The organism is Pseudomonas asuensis (assembly GCF_014646755.1).
Lineage (GTDB): Bacteria > Pseudomonadota > Gammaproteobacteria > Pseudomonadales > Pseudomonadaceae > Chryseomonas > Chryseomonas asuensis.
Map to the genome: position 1 here is coordinate 104,550 of NZ_BMNW01000008.1, position 18,864 is coordinate 123,413.

The following is an 18,864-nucleotide window of genomic DNA, read 5'->3' on the forward strand; positions in this document are numbered from 1 at the left end:
TGTGTGGTCTATCAGGGTTTCGACCCGGCACAGGGGAACTGAAGGCCTTTTATCATTGAACAACATAATCGACCCCATGGGAAAAGCGGCCTTTTCCCTGCTGGCAAGCTATGATTAGGGGCCTACGAATATTCGAGATACACCATGTCCACATCCCCCCGCCAGGGTTACGTACTCGGCCTTACGGCCTATGCGCTCTGGGGACTGTTTCCGTTGTACTTCAAGCTGCTTGCCAGCATTCCTCCCGTCGAGATCCTGATTCAGCGTATCTTCTGGTCGGCTTCAATCGGCGCCCTGCTGCTTCTGGTCTGGAAGCATCCTGGCTGGTGGCAGGAGCTGCGTGCCAATCCGTCGCGTATTGCACGCCTGTGCCTGAGCGGCCTCCTGGTAGGAGGTAACTGGCTGATCTATATCTGGGCCGTTAACAACAACCATGTTCTGGAGGCAAGCCTGGGGTATTACATCAACCCACTGATCAACGTGCTGCTGGGCATGATCGTACTGGGTGAGCGGCTGCGCCCCTTACAATGGATCGCAGTAGGTATGGCTGCGTTGGGCGTAGGCCAGCAGGTCTGGACGCTGGGCGGACTGCCATGGGTTTCCCTGGCGTTGGCGTTCAGCTTTGCCTTCTATGGTCTGGTTCGCAAGGGGACACCGGTTGCGGCACTGCCCGGCATGATGGTCGAAACATGGCTGCTGGTGCCACTGGCTGCAATCGCACTGCCGTTGCTGACGCAACAGGTCAGTCTGGATCCGGCGCTTTGGCAGTCACCGATGGCCCTTGTGTTGATTCTGTCCGGCCCGGTTACGCTGATCCCGCTGCTCTGTTTCAATGCAGCGGCTCGTAAGTTGCCGTACTCCACGCTGGGCTTTCTACAGTACCTGGCACCAACGCTGGTACTGGTGCAGGCGGTCTTTCTGTTCCACGAGCCCTTCCCCATGGAGCGGATGGCCGCTTTCCTCTGCATCTGGGCAGGCCTTGCGGTGTTCAGCTTTGATGCCTGGCGCTCGCTGCGCCGTTACTCCGCGCCCGCAGCTCGCGACTGACTGTCGTGGTTGTCACGGTACACAACCAGCTCAACCATCAGATCGTCCGCCAGGGTCTCCAGGCTCTGGCGGAGCGTGTCCAATTCAAGGGTAGCCGGCAGCGCCAAAAGAGCCGTGGTATGGAACAACGCTTCGCTGCTCATGGGCGCTGCACGCACATCAGTACTGAGCCGCTCCACATTCACGCCCAGTCGGCTGAGTTGGCGCGTAATATCGCGAACGATGCCAGGGCGATCATTACCCAGTAAATCCAGCTGAATGAGCTGAGGCTTGGGTGCCTGCTCTACCCGGCTTTCCGCTACCAGCACACGCATCCCCTTCACATCCAACCCTTTCAGCTGAGCGACCAAGGCTTCACGCTGCTCTGGCACTACGCTGACGCTTAGAATTCCGGCGAACTGGCCTGCCATGCGCGACATACGGCTTTCCAGCCAGTTGCCGCCCCGCTCAGCAACACAGTCGGCCAACTGTTCAACCAAGCCCGGTTGATCCGGGGCAATGATGGTAAGGACCAGAACATCCACGGTAGCGCTCCTTTTGGTAATCATCCCCCTCAGCGTAGAACAGCCAGCCAACCTTGCAGGCATAGTTTTTACAGGAGCCTGCCATCGTTTTGCTTGTGGCAGACACTTTTCCAGCAAGGCTTAGTCACATGGCCAGATAGCTCCCGAATATCGGCGCGTCGTACAGCCAAGCGAGGCGAATAATGAATAAAAGAAAAACCGTTGGCGGTCTGCAAGTGGCCACCGTCCTCCATGAGTTTGTAAGGACTCAGGCGATTCCGGGTACAGGCGTTGATATCGATCACTTCTGGAGTGGCCTCGAACAGCTTGTGGACGCGTTTGCACCGAGAAATCGCACCCTCCTGGAAACGCGTGCCCGTCTTCAGACGCGTATCGATCGATGGCATCTGGAGCACCTCGGTCAGCCGCATGACGCGCCTGCCTATCGAACCTTTCTTGAGGAGATCGGCTATCTGCTCCCTGAGCCGGGCGAGGTAAAGATCACAACGGCCAATGTCGATCCGGAAATTGCCCAGCTTGCCGGACCACAATTGGTCGTGCCCGCCACGAACGCACGCTTTGCCCTCAATGCCGCCAATGCGCGCTGGGGCTCACTGTATGACGCCTTGTATGGCACCGATGCAATTCCCGAAGACAGCACAGTGGAAATCGCCGATAGCTACAACCCGATCCGCGGCGAGAAAGTCGTGGCCTACGCTCGGGGCTTTCTTGACGAAGCCGTACCATTGGCCGAGTACTCTCATGGCAACGTCAGAAGCTACAGCATTCAGCGTGGCGAACTCATGGCCGAGATTGGCGAAAGCCGCTATGTCTGTCTGGTTGAGCCAGAGGCCTTTGTGGGTTATCGCGGCCAGGCCTCACAGCCTGATGCCATACTGCTCAAGCATCACGGTTTGCATATCGAGATTCAGATCGACCGCAACAGCCCGATAGGTCAGGCTGATACGGCAGGCGTAAGCGATATTCTTCTGGAAGCAGCGCTGACCACCATCGTTGACGGTGAGGACTCCATCGCGGCGGTGGATGCCGAAGACAAGGTGCGGGTCTACCGTAACTGGTTAGGCCTGATGAAAGGCGATCTGACCGAAGAGGTTACCAAGGACGACAAGACCTTTACGCGAATCATGAACCCGGATCGGCCCTATATCGCTGCTGATGGTAGCGAGCTGATCCTGCCCGGCTGCTCGCTGTTGCTCGCCCGCAACGTAGGGCACCTGATGACTAATGATGCCATTCTGGATCGTAATGGCAATGAAGTCCCGGAAGGTATTCTTGATGCCGTCTTTACCAGCTTGTGTGCCCTGCACAACCTGAACGGCAACACATCGCGACCCAACTCACGCACGGGCTCGGTGTATATCGTCAAGCCCAAGATGCATGGCCCGGAAGAGGTAGCCTTTACGGGTGAACTGTTCGAGCGGGTCGAGGACCTTCTCGGTTTGCCACGCTGCACTCTCAAGATCGGCATCATGGATGAAGAACGGCGTACCAGCCTCAACCTCAAGGCCTGTATTGCTGCGGTGCAGGAACGGATCGTGTTTATCAATACAGGATTTCTGGATCGCACAGGCGATGAAATCCATACCTCGATGGAAGCCGGGCCACTGATTCGCAAGACTGCCATGAAACAGGCTGTCTGGTTCAAGGCTTATGAAGAGAATAATGTGAGCATTGGCCTCTCCTGTGGTTTGCGTGGCCGCGCACAGATCGGCAAAGGCATGTGGACCATGCCCGACATGATGGCCGCCCTGCTCGAACAAAAGATCGCCCATCCACAAAGCGGCGCCAGTACGGCCTGGGTTCCCTCCCCCACGGCGGCAACGCTGCATGCCATTCATTATCATCAGGTGGATGTGGCCGTACGGCAGATTGAGCTGGCCAAGCGCCTACCCGCCTCGCGGGATGAGCTGTTGAACATTCCGCTGGTTGATGTCGCTGAACTCAATGCCGAGGAGATCCAGGAAGAACTCGACAGCAACGCACAGAGCATCCTGGGCTATGTAGTGCGGTGGATCGATCAGGGTATCGGCTGCTCCAAAGTGCCTGACCTAGATGATGTGGGACTCATGGAAGACCGTGCCACACTGCGCATTTCGAGCCAGTTGCTTGCAAATTGGCTGCATCATGGCGTCATCAATAGGGAACAAACGATCGAAGCTTTTCGTCGCATGGCTCTAGTGGTGGATCAGCAAAATGCAGGCGATCCCCATTACCGCGCCATGGAGCCTGATTTCGATGGCAATATCGCCTTTCGAGCTGCCCTGGACCTCGTTCTGCAGGGAGCGAAGCAGCCCAGCGGCTATACCGAGCCGATCCTGCATCGTAGACGTCGTGAGGCCAAGGCGCGGAGGCAATGAACAGGTCTCGCTGATACGCCTTTGCAGTAGCGGCTGACGGGACCTATGGAACGCACCATCAACTATATAAAAGGCGTTACCCATGACCACTCTTCGTCCCCTGTACGCTTCAGCGCTTGCTATCGCCTTGGCCGGATGTGGCGAGCCGTCCAAGCTTGGCCCAGATGCCGCCTATGGCCCCAAGCCACAACTCCCCGAACCCAAGACCAGCCTTATTCCACTGGTCAACGTAGCGCCCGCCACTGGCTGGCCCGAAGGCGCTAAACCCACTGCTGCCCAGGGCCTGCAAGTCAACGCCTTTGCTTCGGGCCTTGATCACCCTCGTTGGATCTATGTATTGCCCAACGGTGACGTTCTGGTTGCTGAATCAAACAAGCCCACACAAGAGCCAGCGGGCTTCAATATCCGCAAGCAGGTTCAGGGCATGATGATGAGCAAGGCCGGAGCCGGTGTGCCCAGCGCCAACCGCATCACCCTGCTGCGCGATGCCGATCATGATGGCGTTGCTGAAACCCGCACGACTTTTCTGGAGGGGCTGCACTCGCCCTTTGGCATGACGCTGGTCGGCAATGACTTTTACGTGGCCAATGCCGATGCGCTGGTGCGCTTCACATACAAGGCAGGCGACACGACCATTCAGGACAAGGGCACCAAGGTGGTCGACCTGCCAGCCGGCATCAATCATCACTGGACCAAGAACGTGATCGCAAGCCCCGATGGAAGCAAGCTGTACATCACCGTTGGCTCCAACAGCAACGTCGGTGAGAACGGCATGGACATTGAAGAGGGCCGCGCCGCCATTTGGGAACTGGACCGTGCTACCAGCAAAATGCGTCTGTATGGCACCGGCCTGCGTAACCCCAACGGCATGGATTGGGAGCCACAGACTGGCAAGCTCTGGACAACGGTAAACGAGCGTGACGAAATCGGCAGCGACCTCGTGCCGGACTATGCCACCTCTGTTCAAGATGGCGGCTTCTATGGCTGGCCCTACAGCTATTACGGCCAGCACGTAGATGAACGCGTCAAACCACAGCGCCCTGACCTGGTCGCCAAAGCCATCGTGCCGGATTATGCCCTTGGCACGCATACCGCCTCGCTGGGCCTGACGTTCTCCAAAGGAGAGGCCTTGCCGGAACAATACCGTTATGGAATGTTCATCGGCCAGCACGGCTCTTGGAACCGTAAGCCCAAGAGCGGTTACAAAGTTGTCTTTATCCCCTTCCAGGATGGCAAGCCCAACGGTGCACCCCAGGATGTACTGACCGGTTTCCTCAACCAGAAGGAAGAAGCTCAGGGCCGTCCGGTAGGCGTCATCAATGACAAGCAGGGCGCTCTGCTCGTCGCGGATGATGTGGGTAATGTCATCTGGCGAGTAACCGCGGCGAAGTAAGCAGGCCAACGTGTCTGGGCTGTCTTAAGCAGCCCAGGCACTTGCCTTAATGCTTTTCCAAACGGGCAATGGCTATAAAAACCGCAGCGGCTGTCACCACACCCCATAGGGCAGGTCCTATGGTTGGAACAGGACGCAACCTGCTACAGCAACCGCCAGGGCAATCAGAAGCCCCGGGCCGAAGCCTTGCAGGGTTAATGCTCAACGACCTTGCCCCCCTGGAGTGAAGCACTCGGCAGCAGGCAGCGCTTGTCGTGATAGCAAAAGCTGCTGCTATCTTGTCAGGAAGACTCTAATGCTTCTTTCAGCTGCTGCACGTTGAAAGGTTTGGGCAGTGACGTTGATTTTACGCTTGCGGATATCGCCCCCTCCCCGGACATAAAGATGATCCGCAGCTCAGGCTGCTGCCGTGCAGCTTCATGGGCGAGATCAATCCCGGACATACCCGGCAAGTTAACATCCGTCAGCAAGATGTCGAACCTCAATCGTCCCAAGACCTCAAGCGCCTCCTCTGCCGTGCCGCAGCCCTTAGCAGTATATCCCAGCATTTCGACCATTTCACAGGCCATAAAAAGCAGGTCGGCCTGATCCTCAAGTATCAGAACCTGCTGAGTACTGACCGCTTTCTCGATAGGCGCAGACGCCGCGGTGCTCTTAGCTAGCGTCACAGGTTTATGGCTGGCCAGCAGCTGCCGAATCTTGCGTGCCAGATCGTGCAGCCGATACGGCTTGCTCAGCAGCTCGACGCCAGGGTCAAGCCGCCCCCCATGAACGATGGCATTCTGGGTATAGCCTGATGTGAATAACACAGCAATGTCGGGTAATAGTTGCTTGGCCTGACGTGCCAAGTCCGGGCTGCGCATCGGGCCCGGCATCACAACATCGGTAAACAGCAGATCGATATGCAGGCCGCTCTGCAAGATGCTGAGCGCACTTTGCGCATCATTGGCGCGCAACACCTTGTAGCCAAGTCCGCCCAGCAGGTCGATGACGGTTGCCTGAACGGCCAGATCATCCTCAACCACCAGAATCGTTTCATCGCCCCCGATAACCGTGCCGCTCACTACTGCCGGGGATGCTATCTCCACTTCATGGGTGCGCGGCAAGTACAGCTTGATTGTCGTACCGCTGCCCATCTCACTGTAAATACGGATATGGCCACTGCTCTGCTTGGCGAAACCATAGGCCATACTCAAACCCAGCCCTGTTCCCTGCCCTTCAGGTTTTGTGGTGAAGAACGGTTCAAAAGCATGCTCAATGACGTCAGGCGGCATGCCTGACCCTGTATCGGATACAGCCAACATGACGTATTGCCCTGGCAAAACATCAGCTTGTGATTGGGCGTAATGATCGTCCAGCATGGCGTTACTAAGCTCAAGGGTGAGCTTGCCATTGCCTTGCATGGCATCACGGGCATTAATCGCCAGATTGATGATCACATTCTCCAGCTGATTGGGATCGACCATGGTCGTCCACAAACCGCCCGCAATCACCGTCTCGATCTGAACACCCTCACCCAAGGCGCGCCTGAGCAGATCATCCATACCGCGCAGCAAACGACTCAGGTTGGTCGGAACAGGTTTCAAGGGTTGCCGACGTGCAAAGGCTAATAGCTGAGAAGACAGTTTTGCGCCACGGCCAACCGCGGCTACGGCTGCATCCAGTTTGGCTACACCACCAGGGCTGTGCCCCACTACAGGCCTTAACAGCTCAAGGTTGCCCTCGATAATCTGTAAGACGTTATTGAAGTCATGGGCAACGCCACCCGTCAGCTTGCCGATGGCCTCAAGCTTTTGGGACTGATGCAGTGCCATTTGGCTCCGTTCCAACTCACGGGTACGTTCTTCCACCAGCATTTGCAGGTTTTCCCGTGAGCGCTGCAACTCCTCCTGGGCCAGCTTTTGCGCCGTAACGTCATGCCCTTGAAAGAAGATACCGCTTACCAGACCATTCTCGGCAATGACCGGCTGGAAGACAAAATCGACGTAGCGGGTTTCTGCCGGAGTATCGGGCGCACGTTGCACATAGACTGCCATGCTGCGACCGGTATGAGGCCGCTTGGTGGAATAGACCCGATCCAGCCACTCCAGCAGGGCCTGATCCTTGAGTCGAGGAAAAGCCTCTGACGCAGGCTTACCGATGATGTTACGGTGACCTACCAGCTGATAAAAAGCCCGGTTAGCCAGCTCGACCAAATGCTGCGGGCCCTGAGTAACCACCACGAACCCTGGTGCCTGTTCGAACAGCTGTTGTAAATGCTGTCGCTCCTGCCGGATGGCCCGTCCAAATTCTTCGTGGGCCAGCCGTTCAGCAACCAGCGCCGAAACATCGCGAAGGGTTACTGATATACCAATCAGCGCGCCTGACTCATCGCGAACAGCCGACAGCATGACCTCCAGCACAACGTCAACATCACGCAGTGTGCAGCGGTGCTCGACCACATGCATCCTCTGGCCGGCAGCAACCTTCTCGACCAGTTTATCCAGCATCGGCGCCCAAAACGGCAAGGCTCTGAGGGTACGGCCTACCGTCTCCCTGGCACTCAAGCCAAGCAGCTCCTCAGCGCCTGCGCTCCAATACAACACATCAAGCCGCGCATCGACTCCAATAATGGCTTCTTGAGCAGCATTGATGAAGTTAGCCAGGTAGTAATCAGCCGTACGCAGGCGGCGGTACTCATGATCGTCTACCGTGCGTGTCGCGCTCAGGCTGGCGTTGGCTTGATCCAGGGTGGTACGCAGCTTAATGCGCCTTCGTGCACGACTGGCCGCCTGAGCCGCCTGTATTGCCAAGGTATCTGGCTGCAACTCGGCAATTGACCAATGGGCGCCCAGCATTGGGGCAAGCCCCAGGGTCTTTCGAAAGGCATCCATCTGCTCATCAGGTGCACGGGCAAAGATCAGCTCGCACTGAGACCAGGCGGCCCGGACAGCTTTGCCAACCATTGCCGGCTTGCCAAGTGAAGGCATAAGAATCACAACCGCAGGCTCATCTTCCGCAGCAAGCCCATTTAAGGCGTCGGTATCCCGGTAATAGCGCACATCCAACGCCTGCGATTGAAGTGCCGTGCCAAGCACGGACACCTCATCACCCGCATGGGGCTTGTCTGACGCAATGATGGCAACAGTCTTAAAGATCACAAAGCATACTCAGAGCAAGGGAAGGCCGAGCAAGCTTCTGCCTGTCCATAACTTCAATAGATCCGTCGTGGGTGACATGACATGGCTGGCACGGGCGTCACGAAGCATCTGGGACACGCGGCTGTTCTCGCGATAAGCCGAGCCGCCGCAAATGGTCATGGCCTCGTTAGCCAACATAACAGCGGTATCACCAGCATCTGCCTTGCAGGCCAGGATGAAAGGCAGAGCGTTTGGCTCGCCAAGATCACCCAGCCTTGCAGCCTCGCGAACCAGCGAACGTGTTTTTTCGAGCGCAATCCACATGCTTCCATAACGGGTCTGCAAGGTCTCAATATCACGCAGCGCTTCACCCGAATGGGCGTAGCTGCGCGTACGCAGATGTTCACCGGCAGCATCAAGTGCGGCTTGGGCAATGCCCAGGTAAGTACCCGCCATCGCCATCAGGAAAAAAGGAGCAACGACCTCAAAGACGTACCACACCTGATCGCCTGGCTCACCCAGGAGGTTTTTTACGGGCACACGCACGTTGTTCAGCCCCAACGCTCGTGAGGAATTGCCACGCATTCCAAAACCGTTCCAGGGCTCCCGCCATTCCAGGCCTTGCGCCTTACTGTCCACAATCAAGCAGCTAAAATCGCCCTCTTCATTATCGTCCTCGCTTGCCACTGTCGAGACCACATATGAATCGGCATGACCGCCATTGGTCACGAACTGCTTGATGCCGTTTACGGCAAATTCATCACCACAGGTAGTGATCTGAGTGGCAGGCAAATAAAAGTGAGCGCCCGAGCCGCTTTCGGACAGCGCCAACGTGGTGAGATGACGACCGGCAGCAATCGCTTCCAGATAATGTTCTTTCTGATACTGCGTGGCCTTGGCTGCAATAACCGCAGTCCCGACACAGTGCATGCCAAAACAAAGCGCAGAGGAAGGACACGCCTTGCCGATGGTTTCGGTAATCACGCTTAATGCCAGAAGCCCCTGCCCGTGGCCACCTTGTGCCACCGGAACCTGAAGGCCCATCAGGCCTGCGTCCGATAATGCTTTTATCGAGTGATCAGGCCATAAACAGTCTTGGTCCACCTTACTCGCAAGTGGGGCAATAGCCTGATCAACGACTTCTTCAGCGGTTGATTTCAGGGCGGTGAGCTTAGACGACAAATGATAATCCATCGCTTGTATCACCTCTAAAGAGACAAGTGGCCATCATGACAGAACTCAGTCTCTATGATCAGTACTTCATACTGAGTAATGAAATGAGGGGATAGTGCCCTACTGGGCGTCTGACCCCTCCATATGTTTAACGGTAGACGTTTCGCTATCGACTTCGTCGAAACGACGAAAAAGCACCCTAATAAAAGACGCTTTGTATCTTATGACCGGCAGTACGCCTCTCTAAGCTGATGCCATTCCACACAACAACAAGGAACGGTCATGAACATCACGCTTCTCGGGGCTGGCCACATTGGCTACACCATCAGTCAACTGCTGCAGGACTCCGGTGATTATCGGGTCGTTGTGGCTGACCGTGACCCCAACGCCTTGGCTCGGCTGGCAGCACTGGGTATCGAGACGCGTGAGGTAAGTCCGGACGGTAACGATCTGGAGCAGGTACTGGAAGGGAGCGATGCAGTACTCAATGCCTTGCCCTACCATATGGCAATTGCAGTAGCCCGGACCGCCAAAGCCACAGGCACTCACTATTTCGATCTGACCGAAGACGTACACGCCACCAAGACTATTCGTGACCTGGCAGAGGACTCGTCTACGGCCTTCATGCCGCAGTGTGGTCTTGCGCCCGGCTTTATCGGTATCGCAGCTCACACGCTGGCTTCGCGTTTTGACAGTGTACGTGAAGTGAAGATGCGTGTAGGTGCGCTGCCCGAGTTTCCGACCAATTCGCTCAAGTACAACCTGACCTGGAGCGTGGACGGGCTGATCAATGAATATTGTCACCCCTGTGAAGCGGTTCGTCACGGCAAGCTGAATCTTGTGCAGCCGCTGGAAGGCCTGGAGCACTTTTCGCTCGATGGTGTGGAATATGAGGCTTTTAACACCTCGGGTGGCCTGGGCACGCTTTGTGAAACCTGGAGCGGCCGCGTTGAAACCCTGGACTACAAGACTGTTCGCTATCCAGGTCATCGGGACCTGATGAAATTCCTGCTTGAGGAGCTGCGCCTGGCCGGTGATCAGGAAACACTCAAGCGCATCATGCGCGACTCGGTGCCCACTACCATGCAGGACGTGGTGCTGGTGTTCGTAACGGTAAATGGCATGCGCGACGGCAAACTGGTGCAGGAGGTATTCAGCCGCAAGATTTTCGCTGCCGAGCAGCGCGGCAAGCTGACCAGCGCCATTCAGATCACTACTGCTGCCGGAATTTGCACTGCACTGGACCTGTTCCGCGAGAAGAAACTGCCGCAGTCCGGTTTTATCCGCCAGGAAGAGATTGATCTGAACGTCTTTCTGAACAACCGGTTCGGCCGCGTTTACGGCGAACCGGCATAAGGCTACGCGTCGTGAGCCGTCAGCTATCGGGACGGCTCACTGCGGCGGTCAATCTTGCGGGTCAGGATGATCGATGTCTGGGTTTGCTTGACCCCATCGATGGCGCCGATTCGATCAAGCAATTCATCGAGCTGCTCATGCCGCTCGCAGCAGATGAACGCAAGATAATCGAACGCACCGCTTACTGCTGATACTTCTTCTACTTCCGGCATTGACGCCAATGCCTTGATCACCTGCGCTGCGCTTCTTGGCAACACGCTGATGCTGCAATAAGCCCTGACTGCACCCGCCTCCACCGAAGCACCCAAACGTACGCCATACCCTGTAATCACGCCTTCGCGCTCAAGCCGGGCGAGCCGTGAGACAACCGTTGTCCTCGCCAGATTGAGCTTACGCGCCAGCGTTGCCGTGGACTCGCGGGCATTGGCTTGAAGCAGGCGAATCAGTTGCCAATCGGTAGCATCGACTTTCGGATACATGAAGAATACGCGCCAGGGTTTGGAGAAGCGGAGCCTAGGAGCGTCTGCGGTCAGCGTCAATGCCCGGTTCCGCTTATTGCCCGTCTTGCAAGACTGCGCGTCATCCCAGCGTGGCGTGCCGGCCAATACTGTTGCAGAAACCGGTGATACCGCATTAAGTACAGGCGTATTTTGATTTAAAAAATGGCAGCCTTCCTTGGCTACCCAACATCCGGGGTGGTGGCTGGGCCTGAGGTGGAGCGCTCTGGCCTGCCCGCCGGATTACGCGGTACGGCTTACGCCGAGAGAAAGCGTCTTGGGAGGTTTGTTGCAGTAGTAGATACCCAGTAGAACCAAACCCCCGCCCACAATCATCAAAGGGGTGAGCTGCTCGCCGAGAATCACCACGCCCATCAACACAGCAGAAACCGGGTTCAAGGCGATGAATACACCCGACTGGGTTGCCCCGATCCGCTTGATGCCATCGTAGTACCAGATATAGGCCAAGGCCGAGCCGATCACGCCCAGATAGGCCAGGCTGAAGCACTGCGCCTTTGTCAGGCTGGCAACAACGGTCCAGTTCAGGTCACCCGTTCCGATAGCGGTGCACAGCAGCAGCACCGTCCCGCACAAGACCGAGAAACTTACGGTATGCAGCGGGCCGATCTCACGTACCAGAGGCCGTGAAAAGACGCTGTAGATCACCCAACTGACCACACAGCCAAAAATCACAAGGTTACCCAGCCAGCTTCCGCCCGCCGCCTCAAGTACCGAGGCATCCTTGCTGACGATAACGGTCGTTGCGCCCAGAATGCAGGCTGCAATCCCGCCAGTCTTGACCAGCCCCAACCGTTCACGGTCGACGAAAAATGTCGTCAACGCGATCATGGCCGGATTCAGCGCCACAATCAGCGAAGCCTGGGACGCACTGATCAGGTGCAACCCGTAGAAGAAGCACAGGTTATACGTAAAGATGCCAAAGAACCCGAGCCAGAAGAGGTGAATGACCTGCTTTACGCTGAGCGTTATAAACAGGCGCCGGGTGACAGCCAGCACAAGGACCAGGGTCAGGCTGGCCAGCAGGAAACGCAGCCCTGCCGAGGCCAGCGGCGGTACTCCGGCCGACAGGTAACGCCCAGCCACAAAGGTGCCGCCCCAGATCACCGAGACGGCGGTCAATTTCATATACACCAGAAGCTTGTCATCTGGCTGCGCCAGGGCTGTTGCGTCCGACATCTAAATCACCCTCGCCTACATCAACATCAGTCGCTCAAGCTCGGCTTGAGACTGTATATGGGCCTTGCAGAAATTCAGGGTCAGGTCGAGCAGCTCCCGTTGCGCGCGGCTGCCACCCAGGCTCGCCCACTGATGCCGGCAACCGGCAAGAATGTAGTAGCACTCCTCGTATTGACCCCGCGCGAACAAGGCAATGGCGCGAATAATGTCCAGCCCGGCCAGATGCGCTTCAGCCTCGACACCAAATCCATCACACTCCGCCATCATCTTGTCGATGAGCAGTGGCTGATTGGCGCCAGCAAAGGCGAAGGCCGCATGCATATTGTGAAAATGGGACGTTGAGGTCGCGATGCTGCCGGACCACAGAAGGGCCAGCTCCTTCCAGACTTCATCAAATTCGTGGCTGGTAATGTCTTCAAGCTTGAAGCGCCAGAGAAAACCCACCGCATCCAGATCCTGCTTGGAGAAGCGATCATTCTTGAGCGCATAGAACTCCAGAAAGGCCATCTTTGCCGCAGCATAATTACCCAACTGTTTGTAGGTAATCGCCAGATGCCAATACACATGCATGCGCATGCCAGGGTTGCGTATCCACTCTTCCTTGGAGTCTTCGAGAAAGTCCCTTAGCTCAACCCACATGCCTTTCTCGTGCAAGGCATGAGCAACAGCATGCATGCCGTAGATATTGGCGGCGCAGTACCGAACGGACTCCAGTCCTACGGCCAGCGACTCATCGAACAGCCCAGACTCACACAGCACGAACGACTTGATTGACAGGTAGAACGAGTACAGCGGATGGGACTCTTCAATGTACTCGTCGCACAAGGTAAATATCGGCTTTAGCGCGGCGGTTCGTCCGGTGCAAAAGTCGAGCATATGAATAAAGAAGATTGCCTGTACATCCGTGGGATAGGCCTGGATATGCGCTTGAAACAGCGCACGTGCTCCGGCGTAGTCGAACTCCACCCATTTGCGGAATGCACGCACGATATTGATCAGTTCGGCGGGCATGTCTTCCGAGAGGGCGCTCAGGTAGCGGGCAAACTTGTAGACATCCTTCAGTTCGCAGCCAGTAATGGCGTCAAAGCCCTTGAGCAGCGAGCGAAAGATAGCCTGATTGGGCTCTTGTGCGATGGCCGCTTCGGGTATCCCCTTGAGCGACAGAAATGGCACGTTGATTTCGGGCCATATCGCTGAACAGCCGTCAGTGATCAAACAGCCGTTGAAGTACCTGACATTAGCACTCATACCCGCCCCTCTATATCCATATGTCGAGTAAGAAAAGCCCTGGATAGCGTTAACTGGATAGCACCTGCTGTTGTTGATCTTGTCGTGCATGGCGCCAGCCGCCGAGTTAACCGGCAGGCCGTCGTTCTATCCAAAGCGCCTATAGGCACATCAGGCAGAGCGCAGGACTCGTTGTGGCTGTTGGTATGTCCTGAGCGATGCGTATAATTCCACTAATCCTTACTCATAGAGAAATGAGTATTTACTCATGATCCACACGAGGCTCCATGACCTTCACCCAGCTTGAAATTTTCGTGCGCGTGGCGGAGCTGAAGGGCTTTACCTCGGCGGCTTCGCGGCTGTCCATTACCCAGTCGGCCGTCTCCCATGCAATCAAGGCACTGGAGGCAGAACTGGGCGTTGAGCTGATCAATCGACATCAGTCGACGCTGGAGCTGACCGCCGTGGGCGAACGCCTTGTCCTGCGTGCACGCTCGATTCTCGGGCTGGCTGAGACGATGCGTCAGGAAGCGGGTGATGCGCGGGGCATGAAGCGTGGAACGCTACGCATTGGCTCCTTTGGTCCGACCTCATCGGTCAAGCTGTTGCCGCTTATTCTGGATGCGTACCGCCAGGCGTACCCCGGTATCGAAGTGCATATCGATGAAGGACGGGACCGGGAGGTCGTCCAATGGCTACAAGACCGCCGCATTGATGTAGGGTTTGTTGTGCTGCCCGACGAGCGCTTCGATACCTTTCCTATTGCCGAAGACCAGATGGTTGCACTGGTGCCCATTCACCACGCACTAGCCAGCAAAGCTGACGTCACGCTCAAGGAGCTTTGCCCCGACCCCTTCATCATGACCGAAGCAGGCTCTGCGCATCTGGTCGCTCATATGTTCAATGCCGCCAAGCTGGTCCCCAATACGCGCTACCACAGCACGCAGCTGCTCAGTACGCTAGCCATGGTCGAGCGCGGCGACGGCGTGACGATCCTGGCCGAGCTGGCGCTGCCGGCGGAGCGCGGAAAGGTGGGCTATGTAAAAAAGCCGTTGCGCCCACGTGTGAAGCGCAGCGTCGGACTGGCCCTGCTCGATGAACGCCAGGCATCACCCGCCACGCAGGCATTTATCAAGATCGCCCTGAAACTCAAGCGACAAGGGCTGCTTCGGTTTACTGCGGATCTCTGAAGCGTGTAATACCGCCTTTATGCCATGGTCATTCTGTCTGTTAGCGATTCACCATAGCCGTGCAGCCAACCGCTATCACACTTTCACGGTTTACCCTGAACCAAATAGCTTTTAACGCCTCTGTTTGAGCCACTTACTTACGCCGGCCCGGCCCAAAGACGCCGGGATGCACAGTGACTCGCTACACACTGTGTCAAAATGGCTTCTACCTCAGGATTGGAACACTGTCATGGACACACTCTCGGATTTGCGAACGGGCAAGCTGGCCGGTACGAAGCGACTGGACCTGTCGTGCGGGCTCACAGAGTTTCCCCGCGAAATCTTCGAACTGGCTGACTCCCTGGAGATACTGAATCTCTCCGGCAACCAACTGAGCCAGCTGCCAGACGATCTGGGTCGGCTCAAGAAGCTGCGTATCCTGTTCTGTTCCGACAACCCATTTACCCACCTGCCTGAAGTGTTAGCCGAGTGCCCGCAACTGAGCATGGTCGGCTTCAAGGCCAACCAGATCGCTCATGTACCAGCCGCTGCACTTTCACCCGCGCTGCGCTGGTTGATCCTGACCAACAATCGGATTGAAACGCTGCCCGACACGCTAGGCCTGTGCAGCCGCATGCAAAAGCTCATGCTCGCAGGCAATCGCTTGCAAGCGCTTCCCGATTCGATGACCAGCTGCCACATGCTGGAACTGCTCCGCATCTCCTCCAACCGCTTCGCCGCCTTGCCGGATTGGCTGCTGGCGCTGCCCCGTCTGACGTGGCTCGCCTATGCCGACAACCCGCTGAGCGAGGCGCGAGAAACAGCCAATGTTTCGCCCGGCGCGGCTATCAACCGGATCGACTGGAACAACCTTACGCTTCAGCACAAGCTGGGCGAAGGCGCCTCGGGCCTGATCTACCAGGCACAGTGGAGGCAGGCCACGGGTCAGTCCAAGACGGTCGCGATCAAGCTGTTCAAGGGCAGCATGACCAGCGACGGTACACCGCAAAGCGAAATGGCTGCCTCGATTGCTGTGGGCGCTCACCCGAACGTGATCGACGTAGAGGGCAAGCTAGTCAACCATCCTGACGGTACGGATGGCCTCGTTATGCAGTTGATTGATCCACACTTCCAGAACCTGGCCGGCCCGCCCAGCTTTGCTACCTGCACCCGTGACGTTTACCCTGCCGAGACACGCTTCTCACTGCGGGTAGCACTGCGTATGGCCCAAGGCATTGCCTCGGCCACTGAGCACCTGCATGAACACGGTATCGTGCATGGCGACCTGTACGCTCACAATATCCTGTGGACGGAGCAAGGTGATGCCCTGCTGGGTGATTTTGGCGGCGCGTCCTTCCTACCAACCGACAATCCGACGCAACAGAAGGCGTTGCAGCGTCTCGAAACGCGCGCATTTGGCTGTTTGCTGGAAGAGCTGCTGGAACGCTGCGAGCCTGCACCTGAAGAGAGCGCTATCTACACGGCACTGATGAGCTTGCAAGCGCGCTGCCTGGACGCTGACGTACTGGCTCGCCCGAGCTTGAGCGAAGTGCATGCTCAACTGGCAGTGTTGGGTAAGCAATTGAACTGAGCCAAATAAAAAGCCCTTCACTTACCACGTAGGTAAAGGGCTTTGAGCATAGGCAGCCTTTGTACTTGAAGCTCTTGCCAGATCCGCGTTAACCGAACCCCTCACGTGCTACCACTTGAAGCCAAACAGCGTGCGAGGTGTATCCCAGAGCACTTGTCGGCGTGCGCCCGGGCTTGGGATCAAGTTTTCGATGAGCTTGAGCAAGAGTCCGTAATCAACACGCTCGGGCGAGTTCAGGAAGGGCCAGTCCGATCCCCACAAGCAGGCTTCCGGGCCAAAGGTTTCAAGCAGCGCCTGAACATAGGGGTGAGTATCGACGTAGGGGTAGGACTCTGCTGAGAAATGCGAAAGACCGGAGAATTTGATATAGACGCGCCCTCTTCCCGCCAGAGACAGTAAGGCCTGAAAACCAGGTTGCCCTACGCCAGCAGCCACCTCAGGTTTGCCGCAATGATCAATGATGAGCCGGGTCTGGGTTCGCTCGATCAACGGCATCAGCTCGCTCAACTGCTCCTTCTCGATATGCAACTGCGCGACCATATCGAGATCCGCTAATTGGTTGAACAACTCCTCAGCGTTCAGGCCAGCCGAGATGCCATTCGAGGCCATATCGATCAACACACCGACGACACCCGCATCCTTGAGTCGCTTAAGCTCACGGGTACTGGTACGCGAGCCCACCATGGCGATACCCTTCCACCGGCCGAACCCCAGGGAGAGCGCATCCAATAAACAGCGATTGTCCGAGCCATAGACCGAAGGTGGCGTTATGACAAGGGCATGGCGGACCCCATAGGCATTGAATACATGCTGAAGCTGCGTTGCAGTCCCTACTTCCTGTGCAACAGGGGTATAAGCAGCGTTATCAGAAAGAGGAAAGCGGGTGGGTTCTAACAGGTAGGTATGGCAGTCGATCTTATACTCGCCGTAAATGCTCACTGCAGCTCCTTTTCGGTAGCGTGGCGTGCGGTCTGATAAGCAAGGGTGGCGGCCGAGCAGACATGGCAAACACTGCCGATCAGACCCGGCTAGCCTTACTCGTACAGCTAAGACTGGCGAACCCGCAGCCGGTTCAGGACAGGCGGTGACTCTTAACGAATAATGACTTCCACGCGGCGATTGCGCAGTTCCGCCGTATTGGGCGGGGTCTTGATAAGGAGGTTCTCTTCACCATGAGAGGCAACCGTCAACTCCAGCAGATCAAGATGCCGGGCCTGTAACTGGCGGGCAATAAGCTGGGCACGTTGCAGGCCCACTTTTTCATTGATTGAGGCACTGCCCAGGGTGTCGGTATGCCCGATAACAGAGACGGCTGCGGGTGTGCGTTTACGCAGCGTAGCGAGAATACGCTGCAAGGTTTCTTGCGACGCGTTAGTAAGCCGATTGCTGGCACCATCAAAATACAGCGTGTAATACACCGGCAGCGTCGGCTGGGCCGCCAGGGCCGGAGTAAAATCCATCAGGATCTGCTTGGGAGGCAGGGTAAAGGTTCGTCCGGGAGCCTGTTTGTCGAGGCTGACGGCCTGCTGGGTCCTGTCGATCTGAGTCGTGCCTGTTGGCGTAGTGACCGTGACGTCCCGCGTCTCGCCATAAGGGCTATCCACCAGGACCACATAGGACTTGGAGCTGCATCCCGTCAGCCAGACCGCAAACAAAAGCCAGACGCCCCGGCGAAACGCCTCACTCATGGTCGATCTTGGCCATAAACTGGGCGCTGCGGGAGGCAATGGTTCCGTTAGGTGTCAGGATCTCGACCGCCTCGGGTTTGAGCCTGGCAATGGTCCCTGCCACGTAATTCAATGTACCTCGCTTGAGGCTGGCGGCCAGCTTCAAGGCACCCTTGGCAGGAGCAAATTGGAAAGCTTCGAGCGTGAACGTTGACTGCGGCCCGAATGACATGACGGAGCCATCCTCAAGCGTAATCCCGAAGGAGCCATTTTCCCCGGTTTCGAAAGTGGTACCCACACTCACTGGCGTGCCTACCTTGATCACAGTAGGCGTCCCCTTGAGCGTAGTGGTCACGTTACCCTGTACGGTCATGACATACCCCACCGGCTTGGAGGCACCGTGGGCAGGCAATGCCGCCAGAAGTCCCGAGAGGCAGAGAAAGAGCCACGCATTCTTTTTCATGAGCGCTGACCTTGAAGTCCGTATCGCACCACGCCTCGCCCTGGCGTCCTTTCTCTGCTCCGTTTCCCTGAGCGTTCCGTGCAA

At 56.9% G+C, this 18,864-nt stretch carries 15 protein-coding genes; 6 read left to right on the forward strand and 9 right to left on the reverse strand.

Translation table 11 applies throughout. From position 1 onward, the window contains the following. The first annotated feature begins 144 nt into the window (after window positions 1–144). Entirely contained in the window at window positions 145–1,047 is a 903-nt protein-coding gene (gene rarD / locus IEX86_RS17220) for an EamA family transporter RarD (RefSeq protein WP_188867376.1), read from the forward strand. Here the strand turns inward: rarD and IEX86_RS17225 are convergent. Beyond that, on the reverse strand, window positions 1,020–1,571 hold the full coding sequence (locus tag IEX86_RS17225; RefSeq protein ID WP_188867377.1) for a glycine cleavage system transcriptional repressor: 552 nt from the start codon (window positions 1,569–1,571) through the stop codon (window positions 1,020–1,022). The two genes, rarD and IEX86_RS17225, sit on opposite strands and share 28 nt — an antisense overlap. A 182-nt stretch (window positions 1,572–1,753) precedes the next feature. Here IEX86_RS17225 and IEX86_RS17230 point away from each other — a divergent pair, with 182 nt between their 5' ends. Both IEX86_RS17230 and IEX86_RS17235 read left to right on the forward strand, forming a co-directional pair. Further along, window positions 1,754–3,928, forward strand: a complete 2,175-nt coding sequence (locus IEX86_RS17230; RefSeq protein WP_188867378.1) for a malate synthase G — start codon at window positions 1,754–1,756, stop codon at window positions 3,926–3,928. 82 nt (window positions 3,929–4,010) lie between these two features. Further along, on the forward strand, window positions 4,011–5,321 hold the full coding sequence (locus tag IEX86_RS17235; protein WP_188867379.1) for a PQQ-dependent sugar dehydrogenase: 1,311 nt from the start codon (window positions 4,011–4,013) through the stop codon (window positions 5,319–5,321). Window positions 5,322–5,602: 281 nt separating this feature from the next. On the opposite strand, the gene IEX86_RS17240 is transcribed toward IEX86_RS17235, so the two are convergent. Continuing rightward, a complete protein-coding gene (locus IEX86_RS17240) occupies window positions 5,603–8,461 on the reverse strand; it encodes a response regulator (RefSeq protein ID WP_229685395.1) in 2,859 nt (952 codons plus the stop codon). A gap of 9 nt (window positions 8,462–8,470) precedes the next feature. Then, window positions 8,471–9,634 (reverse strand): acyl-CoA dehydrogenase family protein, encoded by a 1,164-nt coding sequence (locus IEX86_RS17245; RefSeq protein ID WP_188867380.1) that lies wholly within the window; start codon window positions 9,632–9,634, stop codon window positions 8,471–8,473. Between the two features lie 261 nt (window positions 9,635–9,895). Here IEX86_RS17245 and IEX86_RS17250 point away from each other — a divergent pair, with 261 nt between their 5' ends. Further along, entirely contained in the window at window positions 9,896–10,969 is a 1,074-nt protein-coding gene (locus IEX86_RS17250) for a saccharopine dehydrogenase family protein (RefSeq protein ID WP_188867381.1), read from the forward strand. A 23-nt stretch (window positions 10,970–10,992) separates the two neighbouring features. Here the strand turns inward: IEX86_RS17250 and IEX86_RS17255 are convergent, their stop codons facing one another. The 3 genes from IEX86_RS17255 to IEX86_RS17265 all read right to left on the reverse strand — a co-directional run bounded on the left by IEX86_RS17255 (window position 10,993) and on the right by IEX86_RS17265 (window position 13,911). Beyond that, window positions 10,993–11,448: an Lrp/AsnC family transcriptional regulator gene (locus tag IEX86_RS17255; protein ID WP_150348536.1), complete on the reverse strand. Its 456-nt coding sequence runs from the start codon at window positions 11,446–11,448 to the stop codon at window positions 10,993–10,995. Window positions 11,449–11,709: 261 nt separating this feature from the next. Further along, window positions 11,710–12,663 carry a DMT family transporter gene (locus IEX86_RS17260; protein ID WP_188867382.1) on the reverse strand — a complete coding sequence of 318 codons (954 nt, stop codon included), beginning with the start codon at window positions 12,661–12,663 and terminating at the stop codon, window positions 11,710–11,712. A 15-nt stretch (window positions 12,664–12,678) separates the two neighbouring features. Continuing rightward, window positions 12,679–13,911, reverse strand: coding sequence for a tetratricopeptide repeat protein (locus IEX86_RS17265; RefSeq protein WP_188867383.1), 1,233 nt, complete (start codon window positions 13,909–13,911; stop codon window positions 12,679–12,681). A gap of 266 nt (window positions 13,912–14,177) precedes the next feature. On the opposite strand from IEX86_RS17265, the gene IEX86_RS17270 reads away from it, so the two are divergent. Both IEX86_RS17270 and IEX86_RS17275 read left to right on the forward strand, forming a co-directional pair. Continuing rightward, complete coding sequence (locus IEX86_RS17270) at window positions 14,178–15,080, forward strand: LysR family transcriptional regulator (RefSeq protein WP_188867384.1); 903 nt, start codon at window positions 14,178–14,180, stop codon at window positions 15,078–15,080. A 229-nt stretch (window positions 15,081–15,309) separates the two neighbouring features. Continuing rightward, window positions 15,310–16,650, forward strand: coding sequence for a leucine-rich repeat-containing protein kinase family protein (locus IEX86_RS17275; RefSeq protein WP_188867385.1), 1,341 nt, complete (start codon window positions 15,310–15,312; stop codon window positions 16,648–16,650). Window positions 16,651–16,758: 108 nt separating this feature from the next. On the opposite strand, the gene IEX86_RS17280 is transcribed toward IEX86_RS17275, so the two are convergent. The 3 genes from IEX86_RS17280 to IEX86_RS17290 form a co-directional block, all read right to left on the reverse strand. Beyond that, complete coding sequence (locus tag IEX86_RS17280; protein WP_188867386.1) at window positions 16,759–17,589, reverse strand: amidohydrolase family protein; 831 nt, start codon at window positions 17,587–17,589, stop codon at window positions 16,759–16,761. Between the two features lie 152 nt (window positions 17,590–17,741). Further along, window positions 17,742–18,338: an OmpA family protein gene (locus IEX86_RS17285; protein ID WP_188867387.1), complete on the reverse strand. Its 597-nt coding sequence runs from the start codon at window positions 18,336–18,338 to the stop codon at window positions 17,742–17,744. After that, a complete protein-coding gene (locus tag IEX86_RS17290; protein WP_188867388.1) occupies window positions 18,331–18,780 on the reverse strand; it encodes a FecR family protein in 450 nt (149 codons plus the stop codon). Before IEX86_RS17290 ends, IEX86_RS17285 begins: the two co-directional genes overlap by 8 nt. Window positions 18,781–18,864 lie beyond the last annotated feature (84 nt).

Coding starts and splice junctions, on each gene's coding strand:
- rarD (WP_188867376.1), top strand. CDS start 145: ATGTCCACATCCCCCCGCCAGGGTTACGTACTCGGCCTTACGGCCTAT.
- IEX86_RS17230 (WP_188867378.1), top strand. CDS start 1,754: ATGAATAAAAGAAAAACCGTTGGCGGTCTGCAAGTGGCCACCGTCCTC.
- IEX86_RS17235 (WP_188867379.1), top strand. CDS start 4,011: ATGACCACTCTTCGTCCCCTGTACGCTTCAGCGCTTGCTATCGCCTTG.
- IEX86_RS17245 (WP_188867380.1), bottom strand. CDS start 9,634: ATGGATTATCATTTGTCGTCTAAGCTCACCGCCCTGAAATCAACCGCT.
- IEX86_RS17250 (WP_188867381.1), top strand. CDS start 9,896: ATGAACATCACGCTTCTCGGGGCTGGCCACATTGGCTACACCATCAGT.
- IEX86_RS17255 (WP_150348536.1), bottom strand. CDS start 11,448: ATGTATCCGAAAGTCGATGCTACCGATTGGCAACTGATTCGCCTGCTT.
- IEX86_RS17260 (WP_188867382.1), bottom strand. CDS start 12,663: ATGTCGGACGCAACAGCCCTGGCGCAGCCAGATGACAAGCTTCTGGTG.
- IEX86_RS17265 (WP_188867383.1), bottom strand. CDS start 13,911: ATGAGTGCTAATGTCAGGTACTTCAACGGCTGTTTGATCACTGACGGC.
- IEX86_RS17270 (WP_188867384.1), top strand. CDS start 14,178: ATGACCTTCACCCAGCTTGAAATTTTCGTGCGCGTGGCGGAGCTGAAG.
- IEX86_RS17275 (WP_188867385.1), top strand. CDS start 15,310: ATGGACACACTCTCGGATTTGCGAACGGGCAAGCTGGCCGGTACGAAG.
- IEX86_RS17285 (WP_188867387.1), bottom strand. CDS start 18,338: ATGAGTGAGGCGTTTCGCCGGGGCGTCTGGCTTTTGTTTGCGGTCTGG.
- IEX86_RS17290 (WP_188867388.1), bottom strand. CDS start 18,780: ATGAAAAAGAATGCGTGGCTCTTTCTCTGCCTCTCGGGACTTCTGGCG.